This window comes from Armatimonadota bacterium, from assembly GCA_031081675.1.
In the GTDB taxonomy this organism is placed as follows: domain Bacteria; phylum Sysuimicrobiota; class Sysuimicrobiia; order Sysuimicrobiales; family Kaftiobacteriaceae; genus Calidihabitans; species Calidihabitans tengchongensis.
In genome coordinates this window covers 1-15,166 of sequence record JAVHLZ010000038.1, presented here as the reverse complement: position 1 = coordinate 15,166, position 15,166 = coordinate 1, and the positions used below count along the sequence as shown (strand labels likewise).

Sequence of the window (15,166 nt, the reverse complement as noted above, 5' to 3'; positions counted from 1 at the left end):
GGCTAGGCTGCTTCCACCGGACGTGGGGCGCCCCGCGCGGGCCTGCGTCGGAACCCCCGCAGAACCGGCAGCAGGAACAGCACCGCGCTGGCCGCGATGAACGCCAGGGCGATGGGGCGGGTGAGGAAGAAGCCCACGTGACCCTGGCCCATGATCAGGCTCTGGCGCAGCGCCTGCTCGGTCATGTCCCCCAGGACCAGCGCCACCACCAGGGGCGCCAGCGGATACCTCAGCTTCTTGAACAGGTAGCCGGCCACCCCTGAGGCGAGCATGATCCACAGGTCCAGGATCTGGTTGTTGGCGGCGTAGGCGCCGATGCTGGACAGGATGACGATCAGCGGCGCCAGGATCCCGAACGGGATGCGGTTGATGGCCGCAAACACCGGCACCAGGGTTAGTACCAGGACAACGCCGACCACGTTGGCGATGTACATGGAGCCGATCAGGCCCCAGACAAACTCCCTCTGCTCGGTGAACAGCAGGGGCCCGGGATTGAGCCCCCAGATGAAAAAGCCCGCCAGCATCACCGCCGCCGTGGGCGAACCGGGAATACCCAGGGTCACCATGGGCAGCAGGGCCCCGATGCCGGCGGCGTGGGCGGCGGTCTCGGGGGCGACCACCCCCTCCACCTCGCCCTTGCCGAACCGTTCGGGGTGTGCGCTGAACTGCTTGGCCAGGCCGTAGCTCATGAACGACGCCGGGGTGGCGCCGGTGCCGGGCAGAACGCCGATCCAGAACCCCAGGATGGTGGCCCGCACCAGGGTGGCCACGTACCGGGGGAACAGCTTCCACGTCTCCCACAGGTCGCGGAAGCTGATCCGGCCCCGCACCCCTTCAATGCGCAGCCCTTCCTCCACCGTCAGCAGGATCTCCCCCAGGCCGAACAGCCCGATGGCGATCACCACGAAGTTGATCCCGCTCTGCAGCTCCACAAACCCGAAGTTCATCCGGGGCCGGCCGCTGACGATGTCAAACCCCACCGTGGACAGCAGCAGCCCCAGCAGGGTCATCAGCACCGTCTTGAGCAGGTCGCCTCCGCCCAGACCCGCAAAGGTGGCAAACGCCAGCAGCAGGACCGCAAAGTTTTCCGGCGGGCCGAAGCGCAGTGCCAGCTCCGCCAGGGGCGGAGCGAAGAACGTGAACAGGATGATGGACACCAGCGCGCCGATGAACGAGGAGGTGAACGCCGCCGTGAGGGCGATGCCCGGCTTGCCCTGCTTGGCCAGCGGGTGGCCGTCGAAGGTGGTGGCCACCGACCAGGGTTCGCCCGGGATGTTGAACAGGATGGAGGTGATGGCGCCCCCGAAGATGGCGCCCCAGTACACCGAGGCCAGCAGGATGATGGCCGATGTGGGCGTGAGGGTGAAGGTCAGCGGCAGCAGCAGCGCCACGCCGTTGGTCCCCCCCAGCCCCGGCAGCACGCCGATGGCGGTCCCCAGGACCAGGCCGACGACCGCCACCAGCATGTTGACGGGCGTGAGGGCGACGCCCAGGCCGTACAGCAGGTTGTCAAAGACCGACAGGAATCCCATGCCCTATCTCCCGTAGAGGATCGACTCCAGCAGCGCCCCTTTGGGCAGCGGCAGCAGAAACCAGCGCTCGAAGATGAAAAACAGCGCCAGCGGCACCAGCACGCTGACCAGCGCGATGGACAGGGGGCGGTGTCGGCCCACCAGCCACATGTAGCCGGCCAGGTACAGGGCGCCGCCCAGGTAGATCCCGAGCACGTTCATCAGCGCCACCACCGCCGCCATGGGCAGGAAGACCGCCAGCAGCGGCCGCCAGGCGTGCGCCGGGATGAACACGTCCCGGTCGCCGGCCGCCGGCCGGGCCCGCAGCCGGCCCAGCAGGATTCCCCCCGCCGAGACCGTCACCCCCACCGCCAGCCAGAAGGGGAAAAACCCCGCCCCGGGTCCGATGGCCGTCCACCCGATGGGAAGCTGCACCGCCTGCCAGATCAGGACCCCGCCCAGGACCACCAGGACCACGGCCATGCCGACTTCCGCTCTCCGCATCCTCCCCTCCCCCCAAGGAGGCGGCGGGCGGGGCCGGGCACCGCCGCCCGCCGCCGGATCCGTGGGATCGTCCTACGGGCCGATCAGCCCGCCCTTGGTCATCAGCGTCCGCACGGTGGCGTCCTTCTGCTCCAGCCACCGCACGTAGTCGGCGCCCGTGAGGAAGGCTTTGGTGAAGGCACCGCGCTCGATGAAGTCGGCCATCTCCGGCGTGTCCATCAGCCGCCGGAACACGTCCACGTAGAACGCCACCGCCTCAGCCGGCATGGCCGGCGGCCCGAAGATCCCCCGCAGCATCTGGTACTCGATGTTCAGGCCCAGCTCTTTCATGGTGGGGATCTCCCGCCACCGCCCAAACGGCACGCGCTCGCTGGCGAAGATGGCCAGCGGCCGCACCCGGCCAGCCTCCCAGTGGCCCACGGCCTCCAGGGGGTTGTTGACGGTGAAGTCCACCTGCTTGCCCACCAGGGCCGCCGCCACCGCCCCGCCGCCCGGGAAGGGCACGTAGGTGAAGTCCACGCCCCAGGCCTGCTCCAGCAGCACCATGATGATCTCGTCCTCCTGCTTGCTGCCGGTGCCGGCCATCTTCAGGCTGCCGGGGGGCGCGGCCTTGGCCGCCCGCTCGAACTCCGCCAGCGTCTTCCAGGGCGAGTCGGCGTGCACCCACAGCACGAAGTTGTCCAGCAGCAGCCGCGCGATGGGGGTGAGCTTGCGCCAGTCAAAGCGCGACCCGTCCCGCATCCGGATCACCTGGGCCAGCGGTGTGGCAAACAGGTTGTCCAGGGTGATCAGGATGGTGTGGGGGTCGCCGGTCTTGTCGATCATCCACAGGAACGCCTGCGCCCCCGCCCCCGCCGGCCGGTTGACCGGGATAAAGGGCTGGGGGGAGAGGTTGTACTTCTGGATCAGCGGTGCCATGAAGCGCGCCTGCTGGTCCGCGCCCCCGCCCGTGCCGGCCGGAATGGTCCACTCCACCGGGCGCCGGGGCGTCCACGCCGGCGCACCCACCGCAGGCACCGCCAGGGCTGCCACCACAAGGACGAGGCCCGCCACCCAGGCAGGCCTCACCCGGCCTGATCGCATCGCCTCTCACCTCCCCAGGATTCTGCCCTGCGCGCCGTGCGCACCGGGGCCGAGCCACGCCACCGGCCCCAGAGACGGACCAGGGGGCCCCCGTCAGGCAAGCCCCCGTCCGTGCGTCTCATAGGCGGCGCTACGTCACACGGGCGGCCGATCCTGCTCCAGCTCCTTGCGGAACGGGATGACGCCGGGGATCAGCCACTTCTCCCACATCTCGTCCACCTTGGCCTGGAAGTAGTCGATGTCGTCGTCGGTGAAGTGGGCAAAGCGCCCCTGGCGGATCAGGTACTCCCGCACCGGCTTGCGCCTGGCGCGCTTTTCGGCGATGGCCTTGGTGCGCCCGTACAGCTTGAGCACGCCGTTTTCCACCTCGTACAGAGGCCACACGCCGGTCTCCACCGCCAGCTCGCCCAGCTCGTGGGACAGCATCGGGTCGTAGTCCCACCCCTTGGGGCAGGGGTCCAGGGAGTGGATGAAGGTGGGCCCGCCGATGCTCAGGGCCTTGCGGACCCGGTTCATGAAGTCCACGGCATAGGAGGCGCACACGGTGGCCACGTACCGGCACTCGGGGTGCCCGGCGGCCAGCATCCCCGCCACGTTCTTCTTCCACCGGGTGTGCAGCAGGCGCTTCATCTTGCCCGGCGGGCTGAAGGTGGTGTGGGCGCCATAGGGGGTCAGGCCCGACAGCTGGATGTCGGTGTTGGCGTAGGATTCGTTGTCGTAGAGCAGGATCAGGAAGTTGTACTGGGGGTGGGTCAGGGCCGCCGAGATGGCCGACAGGCCCATGTCGGCCCCGCCGCCGTCACCGCAGAAGGCGATGACGTTGATGGGCTCTTCCTTGATCTTGCCCTTGCGCATCAACACCCGCAGGGCCGCCGCCGTGCCCAGCCCGGCCGAGCCGGAACTGCCCAGCTGGGTGTGCATCCAGGGCACCACCCACGACGTGCTGTAGTAGGTGGTGTTGGCCACGTACATGCACCCCGTGCTGCCCAGCACGATGGTGCGGGGGCCGGCGGCCTTCACCATCAGCTTCATCACCAGGGCCGACTCGCACCCCTGGCACGTGCGGTGGCCGGAGGTGAAGTACTCCTCCAGGGGGGCCTTCTTGACCCCCTTGATCTGTTCCAGCTGCTGCGTGGGCAGCGCGGTCTCCACGGCATCCATGGTCCTCACCTCGGGCACAGACGTCCCCGCCTACTCCCGAATCCCCACCCACGTGGTCAGCGGCACCGCCCGGCCGGCGGCCGCCTCAAACAGCAGATCGCTCATGCGCCGGACGTCGGGGACGGTGACCTCCCGCCCGCCCAGGCCGCAGATGAACCCGAGGACCGGCGGGCGCGACGGGTGGGGATACAGCGCGGCCCGCACCTCGGTGGCCACCACGCCGCTCACGTGGGGCGCGCCGAACGAGTAGTCCCGGTCGATGACGCCCACGGCCCGGTACCGGCCGAGGACCTCCGCCAGCTCCTCCGCCGGGAAGGGCCGGAACCACCGCAGCCGGACGAAGCCCACCTTCTTGCCCTCGCGGCGCATCTGGCGGATGGCCACCTTGACCGGCATGGAGAGGGTGCCCATGCCCACCAGGACCACGTCGGCGTCGTCGGTCTGATACTCCTCGAAGAACGGGTTGCCGTAGGAACGGTTGAAGATGCGCTCAAACTCCCGGTAGGCTTCCGGAATCACCACCGTCTTGGCCCGCTTCATGGCCTCGTCGTTGTGCTTGCGCAGCTCCATCAGCCAGTCCTCGTTCACCTGGGGCGCGACGGTGATGGGATTGTCGGGGTGCAGCAGGAGGTCGCCGCGGTTGTAGGGCGGCAGGAACGCCTTCACCCACTCCTGGGGCGGGATCTTCACCAGGGCCTGGGAGTGGGTCAGAAACGCCCCGTCGCACGCGATGGCGCAGGGCAGGAACACCCGCCGGTCCTCCGCCACCCGGTAGGCAATCAGGGCCGTGTCCAGGGCCTCCTGGGCGGTATCGACCCACACCAGCAGCCACCCCAGGTCCCGCACGGCCAGGGCGTCGTTGTGCTCCACCCCGAACGCCCCCGGGTCGTCCAGGGCCCGGTTGCCCACCATGGCCACCAGGGGGATGCGCAGCGCCGGCGTGACGGTGAGGGCTTCGAAGGCGTACATCCACCCCACGCCGCTGCTCCCGCAGAAGACCCGGGCGCCGGCGGCGCTGGCGTGCTTGACAATCTCGAACTGCGAGTGCTCGGATTCGGCCACGATGAACTCGCAGTCCAGCTCGCCGTTGGCCACCAGCTTGGCCACGTACTGCATCACCGTGTCGTAGGGCCGGATGGGGTAGGCGGTGATGACGTCCACGTCGGCCAGCTTGCAGGCGACGGCAATCGCCTCGCTGCCGCTGATGAGGGCTTCCTTCTCCTTCTGGGCCTGCTCGATCACCTGTGCCATGGCGTCCCCCCGTATGTCCCCCCGCGCTATCCTCCGGCGCTGGCTTCGCCGGGCTCGGCGGTCACGTCCTCGGCCAGCCGCTCCCCCAGCGAGCGGTCCACGACCCCGGCTGCGACCAGCTGCTGGATCTCCTCCACGTACTGGCCGCGGATCCGGAAGCCGTGCTGGCGGGGCGGCCGGGCGCGGATCTTGTCCTGCACCCACGCCCGATAGGCGTCTTTGTCCTGCTTCCACATCTCCCACTGGCTGCGGTTGTCGGTAAACGCGGTCTCGTTGACCATGGTGATGCAGTGCTCCACGGGACAGACGGCCTCGCAGACGCCGCACCCGCAGCAGGCCTCCATGTGGGCGTCGTAGTAGCCGTCGGGGGTCACATCGAAGCAGGAGTCAGGGCACTGCAGCCAGCACAGGGTGCACTTGACGCACTTGTCGAAGTCCACCACCGGCCGCATGGTGCGGGTGCTGAACTTCTTGAAGGTGGGGTTGCGGGCCGGCCGGAAACCGCCCACCTGGCCGGTGACCGGATCGGCCACGCCCTGCCCGACCGGAATCGCGGGGATGGACAGCCCTTCCCGCAGCTCGTACCAGCGGGGCAGCTCGAAGGCGTAGGGCTTCTCGGGGTTGCCCTCGGTAGGCAGGACGACGCGGGTCCGCAGGCGGTCGGCCGCCTTGCGGGCCGAGGCCACCTTCAGGTCGTCGTTCCACTCCTCCCGGATGGCCTTCTCCACCGCGTCCAGGTCGAACAGGTCGGGCAGCACCCGGGCGATGGCCCCCAGGACCCGGACGTCGGTGTGGTCGTCCTTGTAGACCCACAGCCCCGAAAAGCTGGGAATGCCCCGCAGAAGAGCCAGCTGGTAGGGGTAGTCCTTCCGGTGACACATGGAGATGATCGCGTCGAAGTCGTGCATCGTGGTGACGAGCAGGGTGCCGCCAGGCTTGAGCAGGCGGTTGATGGGCTGCAGCCCGTACCACGCCCAGGACTCCACCCCCTTGCACAGGGTGTCGTCCACCGCGATGGTGATGTCCACTTCCCGGGGCTCGTACTTGGCCATCCCTTCCTGCAGGGTTTCGTCGTCGGTGGCCACGATGGCGAAGTTCTTGGCGGGGATGCCGTTGCGTTCGGGGCTGTCCCCGTACCGGCCGAAGGAGATGCCGGTCTTGCCGGCGTGCCGGGCGGCCAGCACGATCCCCCGGCTGATGTTCTTGGCCAGGTTCTTCTGGAAGATCCCCCGGTAGACAATCTCGATGGCGAAGAGGCGGCCCACGGTCTACCCTCCCGTCTGGAGTGCGTGACTGCCCAGCAGCACCTGCTCGATCTCCTCCAGGTGTCGGCGCATCGCCCCCTCCGCCCCCTCCGGATCGCGCCGGCGGATGGCCTCCAGGATGCGCCGGTGCCCCTCCAGCGACCGCTGCAGCCGTCCGGGGACCTGCAGGGACTGCTCGCGGCTGGTGCGCAGCAGGTCCATCAGGACGTCCAGGATCCGCAGGATCACCCGGTTGCGGGCGGCGGTGGCGATGGCTTCGTGGAACTCGGAGTCCTCCTCGATGGCCAGCTGGCCCTGGGCCACCCGCGCCTCCTGGCGGGCCAGGATGGCCTCCAGGCGGGCCACGTCCTCGGGGGCGGCGTGGCGGGCCGCTCGGGCGGCCAGGTGGGGCTCGATCATCTTGCGGACGTCCAGCAGGTCGGCCAGCAGGGCGCGGTTGCGGACCAGCAGCGAGGCCAGGGGGTGGACCAGGGAGTCGGGGCTGAGGTCGCAGACGACGGTCCCCTCTCCCTGGCGCGGTTCCACCAGGCCCATCAGCTCCAGGACCCGGATGGCGTCCCGGACGGAGGTCCGGCTGACGCCAAAGCGCTCGGCCAGCTCGCGCTCGGGGGGCAGGCGGTCCCCGGGGCGAAGGCGCCCCTCGATGATCAGCCGCTGGATCTGGGAGGCAACTTCTTCATATATACGGGTGCGCCGGATGGGCTCCAGATTCTCTGCGACATCCGGAGGGGGTACTATTGTTGAGTCCCGCCCTGAGGAATGGTCCATTGGTCAGACCATTGATACTCTCTCACAGAGGTTGCGCGGTGTCAAGAGGCTGCCCGTCATTCCAGCGACCAGGCCTTCTTCCAGCTGTCCGGCAGGGGGAGGTCGGCGATCTTCGCGTAGAAAGCCCACATCCCCTGGTGGAGGGTCTCGTGCTGCAGCAGGGCCATCAGGTGCTGGAGCACCGTCACCTGCTCGTCGGGGCTCCAGTGGATGGTCCGGCCCAGGTCCTGCGCTCCCAGGCCGCGCACCGCCCCTTCCAGCTCGCCGTCCAGGTGCTGCAGGTAGGCCTCCACGTGCTCTCTGGACTGCTCCAGTTCCCTTCGCCGGGGCCGCGCTGAGATATCCATGGTCCCCGTGCGCAGAGCCTCCAGATACCACGCCTGGATGTCGCCGCAGTGCCGGATCTGGCGCACGAAAGTCCCGAACTCCGGGTGGGGGGAGAAGTTCATCACGGCGTAGGGCAGCGCCCGCAGCAGGTCGTAGGTAAGGCGCCGCGTCTGGACCCACGCCGCCAGCCACTGGTCAAACACGCTGCCGCCGGTGCCTGCGTCGGTCATGCCTGCTGCGCCTCCCGCAGAGCCGCCCGCCCCTGGCGCACGATCTGGAAGAAGGCCGGATCCTCCTTCACGGCCGGCGTGCGGGGGCGGGGCAGGTTCACCTCCACCTCGCACACCACGCTGCTCCCGGTACGCGGGGACGCGCCCCGGCCCATGACCACCACCCGGTCCGCCAAAAACACCGCCTCCTCGATGGAGTGGGTGACGAACACCGCAGTGAGCCGCCGCTGCTCCACCAGGCGCAACAGCTCCAGGTTCATGCGGTCCCGGGTGATCTCGTCCAGAGCCCCGAAGGGCTCGTCCAGCAGGAGCACCTGGGGGTTGAGGGTCAGCGCCCGGGCGAGGGCCACCCGCTGCTGCATCCCTCCCGACAGGGCATCGGGGCGGTAGTGGGCGAACTCTTCCAGCTGCACCGTCTGCAGCAGCTGCTCGGCCTGCGGCCGGTACCGACGCCGCGCCCACGGCCACAGCCACCACCGCGGGTCGCGCAGGCGCAGCGGCAGCAGCACGTTCTCCTCGGCCGACAGCCACTCCAGCAGCACCGGCGCCTGAAAGATCAGCGAGCACAGCCCGTCCCGCACGGCCTGCCGGGGAGGACGCCCGCACACCTCGATGGTGCCCTCCGTGGGCGGCCGCAACCCGGCCAGCAGAAACAGGACCGTGGTCTTGCCGCACCCCGACGGCCCGATGATCGCCACGAACTCGCCCGGCTGCACCTCCAGGGTGACGTTCGCCACCGCGTCCAGCGCCCGGGCCGGGCCGCCGCGGTGGGGGGAGGCCACCTCGTATGTCTTGCTGACCCGCGCCATCCGCAGGATCGGCGTCACGGACGCGGACACGCGGCCTCCCCCTCCGGGCGTCAGGGCATCACCCCGCTGGGGAAGCGGGTGGTGTAGGCGGCCTTCACGTTGGGCAGGGCGGTGAAGATGCCGGCGTTGACCAGATCCCTGGCCAGCTGGTCCCACGCCGCCGGGTCCACGTACCCGAGCCCCTTCTGGCGGGTGGCCGGCGTCACGATGATGGACTGGAGGAACTCCATCCCCTCGATCTCGTGGGCGCGGTCGAGGTTCTTGTTGTACTTCAGCAGGATGTCGGCCGCCTCCTCGCGGTTCGCCAGGGCGTACTTGAACCCCCGGTAGTGGCCGGTGACGAACTGCTGCACGATCTGCGGGTAGCGGCGGACGATCTCTTCGGTGGTGAACACCACATTCTCGGGCCACTTCATGCCGAAGTCGTCGGCGTAGGAGTAGACGTAGAACTTCTCGGTGACCAGGCGGCGGGCCACCAGCACCTCGTTGTACCCCATGGCGTGGGCGAACTGGTACTGCTTGCGCATCCACGCCCCGATGGTGGCCGGGTCGCCCTGCTGGTTGACGATGCGGATCTGCTTCTCCCAGCCGCGCCCGATCATGGCCTTGATCTGCTTGTCGTAGCCGATCCAGGTGGCCACCGTCCCCCGCACGTCCTTCGCGGACCGCAGGGGCACCCAGGACAGCAGGTGGATGGCCGACTTCTGGAAGTCATGGGAGACCACCACCAGCGGCAGCCTCTGCTTCTCCCGGGCCTCCAGGATGTTGTAGGGATAGTCCACGCCGAAGACGATCTCCCCCGCCCGGGCCTTGGCCATGACCCGGTCAATGGGCGACAGGCCCGGGCCGCCGCCGATCACCTGGACCCGCAGGGGACCGAAGAACCCCTTCTCGACGCCCACCGGATCGCCCATCGACTCGTTGTGAATGAACCACGCCTCGATGATGGAGACCGGCTGCCCCTGCGCCCCGACCCCGGCCGCCATCGCCAGGACCAGACACCCCACCAGCGCACCCCACCTCAGGCCTCCCATAGCCCACCTCCCCGTGTCGTCCCTGCTCCCGGACGGCCCGTCAGGACCGCTCCCGGGCCATGCTGACGTGCCAGGGAACCAGCAGCCGCTCGGCCACCGTGACCACACCCAGCAGCACCCACCCGATCAACGTGCAGAAGACCGCGGCCAGGAACACCCGCACCGTGTTCCCCACGTACCGCGAGTCCAGGATCATGTACCCCAGGCCCTCAAACGCCCCGAACAGTTCGCCCACGATGGCCCCGTTGACGGCCGCCATGACGCCGCCCTTGAGGCTGGTGAAGATGATGGGCAGGGCCGAGGGCAGCTTCAACAACAGCATGCGCTGCAGCCAGGTGGCGTTGTAGACGTCGAGCAGGTACTCCCGCATGGGGTCCACGGAGATGAACTCCTTGTGGGTGTGGTACAGGACCGCAAAGAAGGTGTACAGGCCGGCGATGACCACCTTGCTGGTGATCCCCAGCCCGAACCACACCACCACCAGCGAGGCCAGGGCCACAAACGGCGTGCTGTTGAGGGTCACCACGATCCGGTACAGGAACTCCTCCACCGGCCGGGGCAGCCACACGAACAGCATCGCCCCCAGCAGCGCCAGCGCCGACCCCGCGCCGAATCCCAGCACCGTTTCCTGGGCCGTCACCCGGGCGTAGGCCAGCACCAGCGGCGCGTCGGCGCGCAGCGCGGCCAGGATCTGGCTGGGGGCCGGCAACAGGTAGGGCTGGTCGTACAGCCGTGCCCCCACCTCCCACCCCAGCAGGACGACCGCCGCGAACACCGTCCACGAGCCCAGGTCGGCGACGGGGGTGCGCCGCGGGCGGCCGAGAGCCGCCGGGCCGGGGCGGGAGGGGGCGCGGGCCGTCACGGCACGAACCGCACCGGCTCCGCGTCGCCGGCCCAGCGCACCACGGACCGGGCCGGCTGGGTCTCGGCCACCACGCGCCCTCCGGAAAGGACCCACCGCCGCGCGGCCAGGGTCCGGATGGCGTCCACGGCCGTGGGAGCGTCGAAGACCACCAGGTCGGCCCGACGCCCTTCGGCCAACCCGTAGTCGGCCGCGCCGACGCACGCGGCGGCGCGGGTGGTCACCAGGTCCAGCAGCGTCTCCAGTTCGTCCCGCCCGGACAGCTGCCCGTAGTGCACCATGACAAAGCAGGCCTGCAGCGGGTCACCCACCCCCAGGGGGTACCACGGATCCATGATGGAGTCGTGGCCGATACAGACGTTGATCCCGTTGGCCAGCAGCTCCCGGACGCGGGTGAAGCCCCGGCGGATGGGATAGGTATCAAACCGCCCCTGCAGGACCGAGTTGTCCAGGGGGTTGGTGATGATGTGCACGCCGGCGTGGCGCATCCACCGGATGAGGCGGTAGGCGTAGGCGTTGTTGTACGAGTGCATGGCGGTGGTGTGGCTGGCGGTCACGCGCCCCTGCAGGCCCAGCCGGATGGTCTCCGCGGCCACCAGCTCCAGGAACCGGCTGTGGTCGTCGTCGGTCTCGTCGCAGTGCAGGTCCGCCGGCCGGCCGTACTCGGCGGCCAGCTGGAGGACGGTGCGCACGTCCCGCTCCCCGTACTCCCGGGTCCACTCGTAGTGGGGGATGCCCCCCACCACGTCCGCGCCCAGGTCCAGGGCCTGTCGCAGCAGCCGCTCGCCGTCGGGAAACGAGTAGATCCCCTGCTGGGGGAAGGCGACGATCTGCAGGGTGATCAGATCCCGCACCGCGTCCCGCAGCCGGAGCAAGGCCCGCAGCGCCGTGAGGTTCGGATCGCAGACGTCCACGTGGGTGCGCACGCGGGTGACGCCGTGGGCCAGCATCCACTTCAGGGCGGTGGTGGCGCGGCGCGTCACGTCGTCCTCGGTCAGGGCGCGCACCCGCTCGGCCCAGATCTCGATGCCTTCGAACAGGGACCCGGTGCGGTTGTGGCGGGGCTGCCCCACGGTGAGGGCGGCGTCCAGGTGGATGTGGGTCTCCACCAGAGCGGGGGTGACCAGGCTACCGCCGGCGTCCAGCTCCGTTGGGGCGGTGGCGTCCAGCCGGGGGGCGATGGCGGCGATGCGTCCGGCGCGCACCCCGATGTCGTGCAGCCCGTCCCTGCCCCGGACGGCGGCTCGGCGGATGATCAGGTCCATGGCGGCCCGGAAATCTTCCGGCTTTGTTCGCCAGGGCGCGCGCGCTTCCTGCTCCCCCGGCGGCACCTCAGCGGACGCGGCGCAGGTGGGCGCGGAAGTGGTCAACGATCCTCCGCCGCAGCGCCGCGATGTCGGCCTCCGGGTCGGTCACGTCGTCCCGGGGGAGGGCCAGCGGGACCGCCAGCTCCCATCCACCCGCCAGCATTGCCCGGATGGCCTGGGCGTCCTCGACCAGCTCCACCGACGCGCCCGGCGCCATCTCGGCGGCCACGGCCAGGATCTGCTCCTGGGCCCGGTCAATGCCCACCAGGGTGTGCAGAACCTCGACCACCTTCTCCCGCACTTCGGCGACGCTGCGGCCGCGCACGGGGGAGCGGGTGAGGGTGCGCCCCGCCGCCGGCTCCCAGATGGTGGCCGCATAGCGCCGTCCGGCGTCCGGCCCGGTGACGGTGACCAGGAAGCGCCGCCCGAAGACCTCGACCTCTTCCGGATCGGACACGACGACCCTCGGGAGAAGAAACGTTGACTCGGGAGAAGAGACGTTGAAGCGTTGGAACGTTGGAGCGTTGGAGGGCTGGAGCGTTGACGTGCCCCCGTCTGGAGGCAGTATCCCTTCTTCCCTTTTCCTTCTTCCCTCCTCCCTCTTAGAATGGAATCATGCGTTCTCCTCCCGTCGTCGCCGTCACCCTGGGAGATCCCGCGGGGATCGGCCCCGAGATCGTGGTCCGGGCGCTGGCGGATCCCCGGGTGCAGGCCGCCGCCCGCACCGTCGTTGTGGGCGACGCCTGGGTGGTGAACCGGGCGATGGAGGTGACCGGCGTTCACCTGGAGTTCGGACCCGGCGGCCCGGCCGAGCTGATCGACCTGGCCAACGTGGACCGCCGGCTGCGGTGGGGACGGGTGCAGGCCACCGCCGGCGCGGCCGCCGGCCAGTTCATCGAACGGGCGGTGCAGGAAATCCTGGACGGTCGGGCCGACGCGCTGGCCACCGCGCCCATCCACAAAGAGGCCCTCTGGCGCGCCGGCTACCGCTTCGTGGGCCACACCGAGATGCTGGCCGCGCTGACCGGATCTCCCGACCCTCTGACGATGTTCGTCGTGCGCTCCCTGCGGATCTTCTTTCTGACCCGCCACCTGTCGCTGCGGGAGGCCCTGGAGCACGTGCGGCGGGAGCGCATCGTGGCCCTGCTGCCCCGGATCGCCGACAGCCTGCTTCGTCTGGGCGTTGCCCGCCCCCGCCTGGCGGTGGCCGCCCTCAATCCCCACGCCGGAGAAGGCGGGGCCCTGGGGTGGGAAGACGAGCGGGAGATCGCGCCCGCGGTCCGGGAAGCCCGGCAGGCCGGGCTGGACGTGGAGGGTCCGATCCCCGCCGATGCGGTTTTTGCCCAGGCCCTGGAGGGCCGCTATGACGCCGTGCTGGCCCTCTACCACGACCAGGGTCACATCGCCGCCAAGACTGTGGACTTCTTCGGCGCGGTGAGCGTGACGCTGGGCCTGCCGTTCATCCGGACCTCCGTGGACCACGGCACGGCGTTCGACATCGCCGGCCGGGGGATCGCCCGGGCGGACAGCATGACGGCGGCCATCCTCGCGGCGGCCGACCTGGCCGCCCGCATGGCCGGGGTCGGGCAGCTGCAGGACGGATGACGGGGTCCGCGCTCCGGTCCACCTGGCGCGTCGAGGCGGCCATGCTGGCGCTGGTGGGGGTGTGGGGGATCACCTTTCCCATCGTCAAGGCGGCCTTCGAGGAGATCCCGCCCCTGCCGTTCAACGCCCTGCGCCTGTCCGTCGCCACGGCGACCGTCCTGGCCTGGACGTGGGCCACAGGCCGCCGCCTGCCCCTGTCGGGACCGGTGGCCCTGCAGGTGGCGGCCCTGGGGGTGGTCGGCCACACCTGCTACCAGCTCGCGTTCGTCCTGGGCCTGGCGCGGACCACCGCGGGGCACTCCGCCCTCATCCTGGCCACCATTCCTCTGTTCGTCGCCGCCCTGTCCGCTATCGGGCGGATCGAACCGGTGCGCCCGCGGACCTGGGCGGGCATCGTGCTGGCCCTGGCGGGCGTGGCCCTGCTGGTAGGGTGGGGCAACCCGGCCCAGGCCGGCCGGGGCATGCTGGCCGGGGACCTGCTGACCCTGCTGGCCTCCCTCTGCTGGGCGGTCTACACGGTGGCTGGCCGCCCCCTGTTGGCGCGGACGGGGGCGCTGGAGCTGACCGCGCTGAGCATGGCGGCGGGCACGGTCCCGCTGGTGGCGGTGGCCCTGCCGGACCTGGCGGTCCTGCCCTGGGCCCGGCTGACCTGGCGCGCCTGGGGCGCCGTGGCCTTCTCGGGCGTGCTGGCGGTGGGAGCGGGCTACGTGGTCTGGTATCTGTCCGTCCAGGCCCTCGGGACGTCCCGCACCGCAGCCTACACGCTCTTGATCCCGGTGGTGGCCGTGGTGGCTGCGTGGGCGGGCCTGGGCGAGGTCCTCCACCTGCGCCAGGTGGTGGGGGCGGCCGCGGTCCTGGCCGGGGTCGGCCTGACCCGGTCGACCGAGGGACCCGCCCCCGCGTCTAGAGCCGCAGCCGACGGGCAGATGACATAACGCAGACGCCCCACGGCCGGGAGAGTGCCGCCATGACCGCTCGGATGGCCGCCGCGCTGTGCGGCCTGCTGCTGGTCGCATCGGGAGCCGCCTCGGCGGCGACGGGGTGGGCGACATTCACCCACCCCCGGCTGGGGTTCACCCTGAGCTACCCGCCCGGGTGGGAGGTGGCCCGCACCGCGACCGGCGTGGTCCTGCTGGTGGTGGGACCCCCGCCAGCCGGAGTCTCCGGGCTGCGCATGAACGTCAGCGTCACCCACGAGGAAGTTCCGCCGGGGATGACGGTGGAGCAGTACGACTCCCAGAACGAGTCGGGCATGGGGCTGCTGTTTACCGGCTACCGCCGCCTGCGGGCCGACCGGACCCGGGTGGGCGACTACCCGGCGGTGGTGCGCTACTACACCTGGATCCGCGGCGACGGCGTGGAACTGTACCAGATGCAGCTGGCCGCCATCGCCGGCACCCGCGGCTACGTGGTGACGGGGACCACGGCGGCGGCGTCGCGCCGGCTGGC

Annotated in this window: 16 protein-coding genes; 3 read left to right on the top strand and 13 right to left on the bottom strand. The window is 70.2% G+C overall.

Annotation, left to right across the window (positions count from 1 at the left end):
* Positions 1-2: 2 nt before the first annotated feature.
* The 13 genes from RB150_10980 to RB150_10920 form a co-directional block, all read right to left on the bottom strand.
* Positions 3-1,532 (bottom strand): tripartite tricarboxylate transporter permease, encoded by a 1,530-nt coding sequence (locus RB150_10980; protein MDQ7821057.1) that lies wholly within the window; start codon positions 1,530-1,532, stop codon positions 3-5.
* Positions 1,533-1,535: 3 nt separating this feature from the next.
* Complete coding sequence (locus RB150_10975; GenBank protein MDQ7821056.1) at positions 1,536-2,015, bottom strand: tripartite tricarboxylate transporter TctB family protein; 480 nt, start codon at positions 2,013-2,015, stop codon at positions 1,536-1,538.
* A 72-nt stretch (positions 2,016-2,087) separates the two neighbouring features.
* Positions 2,088-3,068 (bottom strand): tripartite tricarboxylate transporter substrate binding protein, encoded by a 981-nt coding sequence (locus RB150_10970; protein ID MDQ7821055.1) that lies wholly within the window; start codon positions 3,066-3,068, stop codon positions 2,088-2,090.
* 165 nt (positions 3,069-3,233) lie between these two features.
* Positions 3,234-4,259, bottom strand: a complete 1,026-nt coding sequence (locus RB150_10965) for a thiamine pyrophosphate-dependent enzyme (GenBank protein MDQ7821054.1) — start codon at positions 4,257-4,259, stop codon at positions 3,234-3,236.
* 30 nt (positions 4,260-4,289) lie between these two features.
* The gene (locus RB150_10960; GenBank protein ID MDQ7821053.1) at positions 4,290-5,498 is read right to left on the bottom strand and encodes a pyruvate ferredoxin oxidoreductase; all 1,209 of its coding nucleotides are present in this window, start codon (positions 5,496-5,498) and stop codon (positions 4,290-4,292) included.
* Between the two features lie 38 nt (positions 5,499-5,536).
* Positions 5,537-6,775 (bottom strand): 4Fe-4S dicluster-binding protein, encoded by a 1,239-nt coding sequence (locus RB150_10955; GenBank protein MDQ7821052.1) that lies wholly within the window; start codon positions 6,773-6,775, stop codon positions 5,537-5,539.
* A 3-nt stretch (positions 6,776-6,778) separates the two neighbouring features.
* Positions 6,779-7,543 carry a FadR/GntR family transcriptional regulator gene (locus RB150_10950; protein ID MDQ7821051.1) on the bottom strand — a complete coding sequence of 255 codons (765 nt, stop codon included), beginning with the start codon at positions 7,541-7,543 and terminating at the stop codon, positions 6,779-6,781.
* Positions 7,544-7,599: 56 nt separating this feature from the next.
* A complete protein-coding gene (locus RB150_10945) occupies positions 7,600-8,100 on the bottom strand; it encodes a DinB family protein (GenBank protein ID MDQ7821050.1) in 501 nt (166 codons plus the stop codon).
* The gene (locus tag RB150_10940; protein MDQ7821049.1) at positions 8,097-8,939 is read right to left on the bottom strand and encodes an ABC transporter ATP-binding protein; all 843 of its coding nucleotides are present in this window, start codon (positions 8,937-8,939) and stop codon (positions 8,097-8,099) included. The genes RB150_10945 and RB150_10940 overlap by 4 nt, the downstream gene beginning before the upstream one ends.
* Positions 8,940-8,959: 20 nt before the next feature.
* On the bottom strand, positions 8,960-9,943 hold the full coding sequence (locus tag RB150_10935) for an ABC transporter substrate-binding protein (protein MDQ7821048.1): 984 nt from the start codon (positions 9,941-9,943) through the stop codon (positions 8,960-8,962).
* 40 nt (positions 9,944-9,983) lie between these two features.
* A complete protein-coding gene (locus RB150_10930) occupies positions 9,984-10,805 on the bottom strand; it encodes an ABC transporter permease (protein ID MDQ7821047.1) in 822 nt (273 codons plus the stop codon).
* A complete protein-coding gene (gene codA / locus RB150_10925; GenBank protein MDQ7821046.1) occupies positions 10,802-12,070 on the bottom strand; it encodes a cytosine deaminase in 1,269 nt (422 codons plus the stop codon). The genes RB150_10930 and codA overlap by 4 nt, the downstream gene beginning before the upstream one ends.
* 67 nt (positions 12,071-12,137) lie before the next feature.
* Positions 12,138-12,569: a hypothetical protein gene (locus RB150_10920; GenBank protein ID MDQ7821045.1), complete on the bottom strand. Its 432-nt coding sequence runs from the start codon at positions 12,567-12,569 to the stop codon at positions 12,138-12,140.
* Positions 12,570-12,727: 158 nt separating this feature from the next.
* Between RB150_10920 and pdxA the strand changes: the two genes are divergently transcribed.
* From pdxA to RB150_10905, 3 genes are all read left to right on the top strand, one after another.
* Entirely contained in the window at positions 12,728-13,717 is a 990-nt protein-coding gene (gene pdxA / locus RB150_10915) for a 4-hydroxythreonine-4-phosphate dehydrogenase PdxA (protein ID MDQ7821044.1), read from the top strand.
* Positions 13,714-14,652, top strand: coding sequence for a DMT family transporter (locus RB150_10910; GenBank protein MDQ7821043.1), 939 nt, complete (start codon positions 13,714-13,716; stop codon positions 14,650-14,652). The genes pdxA and RB150_10910 overlap by 4 nt, the downstream gene beginning before the upstream one ends.
* Positions 14,653-14,684: 32 nt before the next feature.
* The coding region (locus tag RB150_10905) for a DcrB-related protein (protein ID MDQ7821042.1) at positions 14,685-15,166 on the top strand (482 nt) is incomplete at its 3' end.

Coding starts and splice junctions, on each gene's coding strand:
- RB150_10950 (MDQ7821051.1), bottom strand. CDS start 7,543: ATGGACCATTCCTCAGGGCGGGACTCAACAATAGTACCCCCTCCGGAT.
- RB150_10935 (MDQ7821048.1), bottom strand. CDS start 9,943: ATGGGAGGCCTGAGGTGGGGTGCGCTGGTGGGGTGTCTGGTCCTGGCG.
- RB150_10945 (MDQ7821050.1), bottom strand. CDS start 8,100: ATGACCGACGCAGGCACCGGCGGCAGCGTGTTTGACCAGTGGCTGGCG.
- RB150_10975 (MDQ7821056.1), bottom strand. CDS start 2,015: ATGCGGAGAGCGGAAGTCGGCATGGCCGTGGTCCTGGTGGTCCTGGGC.
- pdxA (MDQ7821044.1), top strand. CDS start 12,728: ATGCGTTCTCCTCCCGTCGTCGCCGTCACCCTGGGAGATCCCGCGGGG.
- RB150_10910 (MDQ7821043.1), top strand. CDS start 13,714: ATGACGGGGTCCGCGCTCCGGTCCACCTGGCGCGTCGAGGCGGCCATG.
- RB150_10965 (MDQ7821054.1), bottom strand. CDS start 4,259: ATGGATGCCGTGGAGACCGCGCTGCCCACGCAGCAGCTGGAACAGATC.
- RB150_10980 (MDQ7821057.1), bottom strand. CDS start 1,532: ATGGGATTCCTGTCGGTCTTTGACAACCTGCTGTACGGCCTGGGCGTC.
- codA (MDQ7821046.1), bottom strand. CDS start 12,070: ATGGACCTGATCATCCGCCGAGCCGCCGTCCGGGGCAGGGACGGGCTG.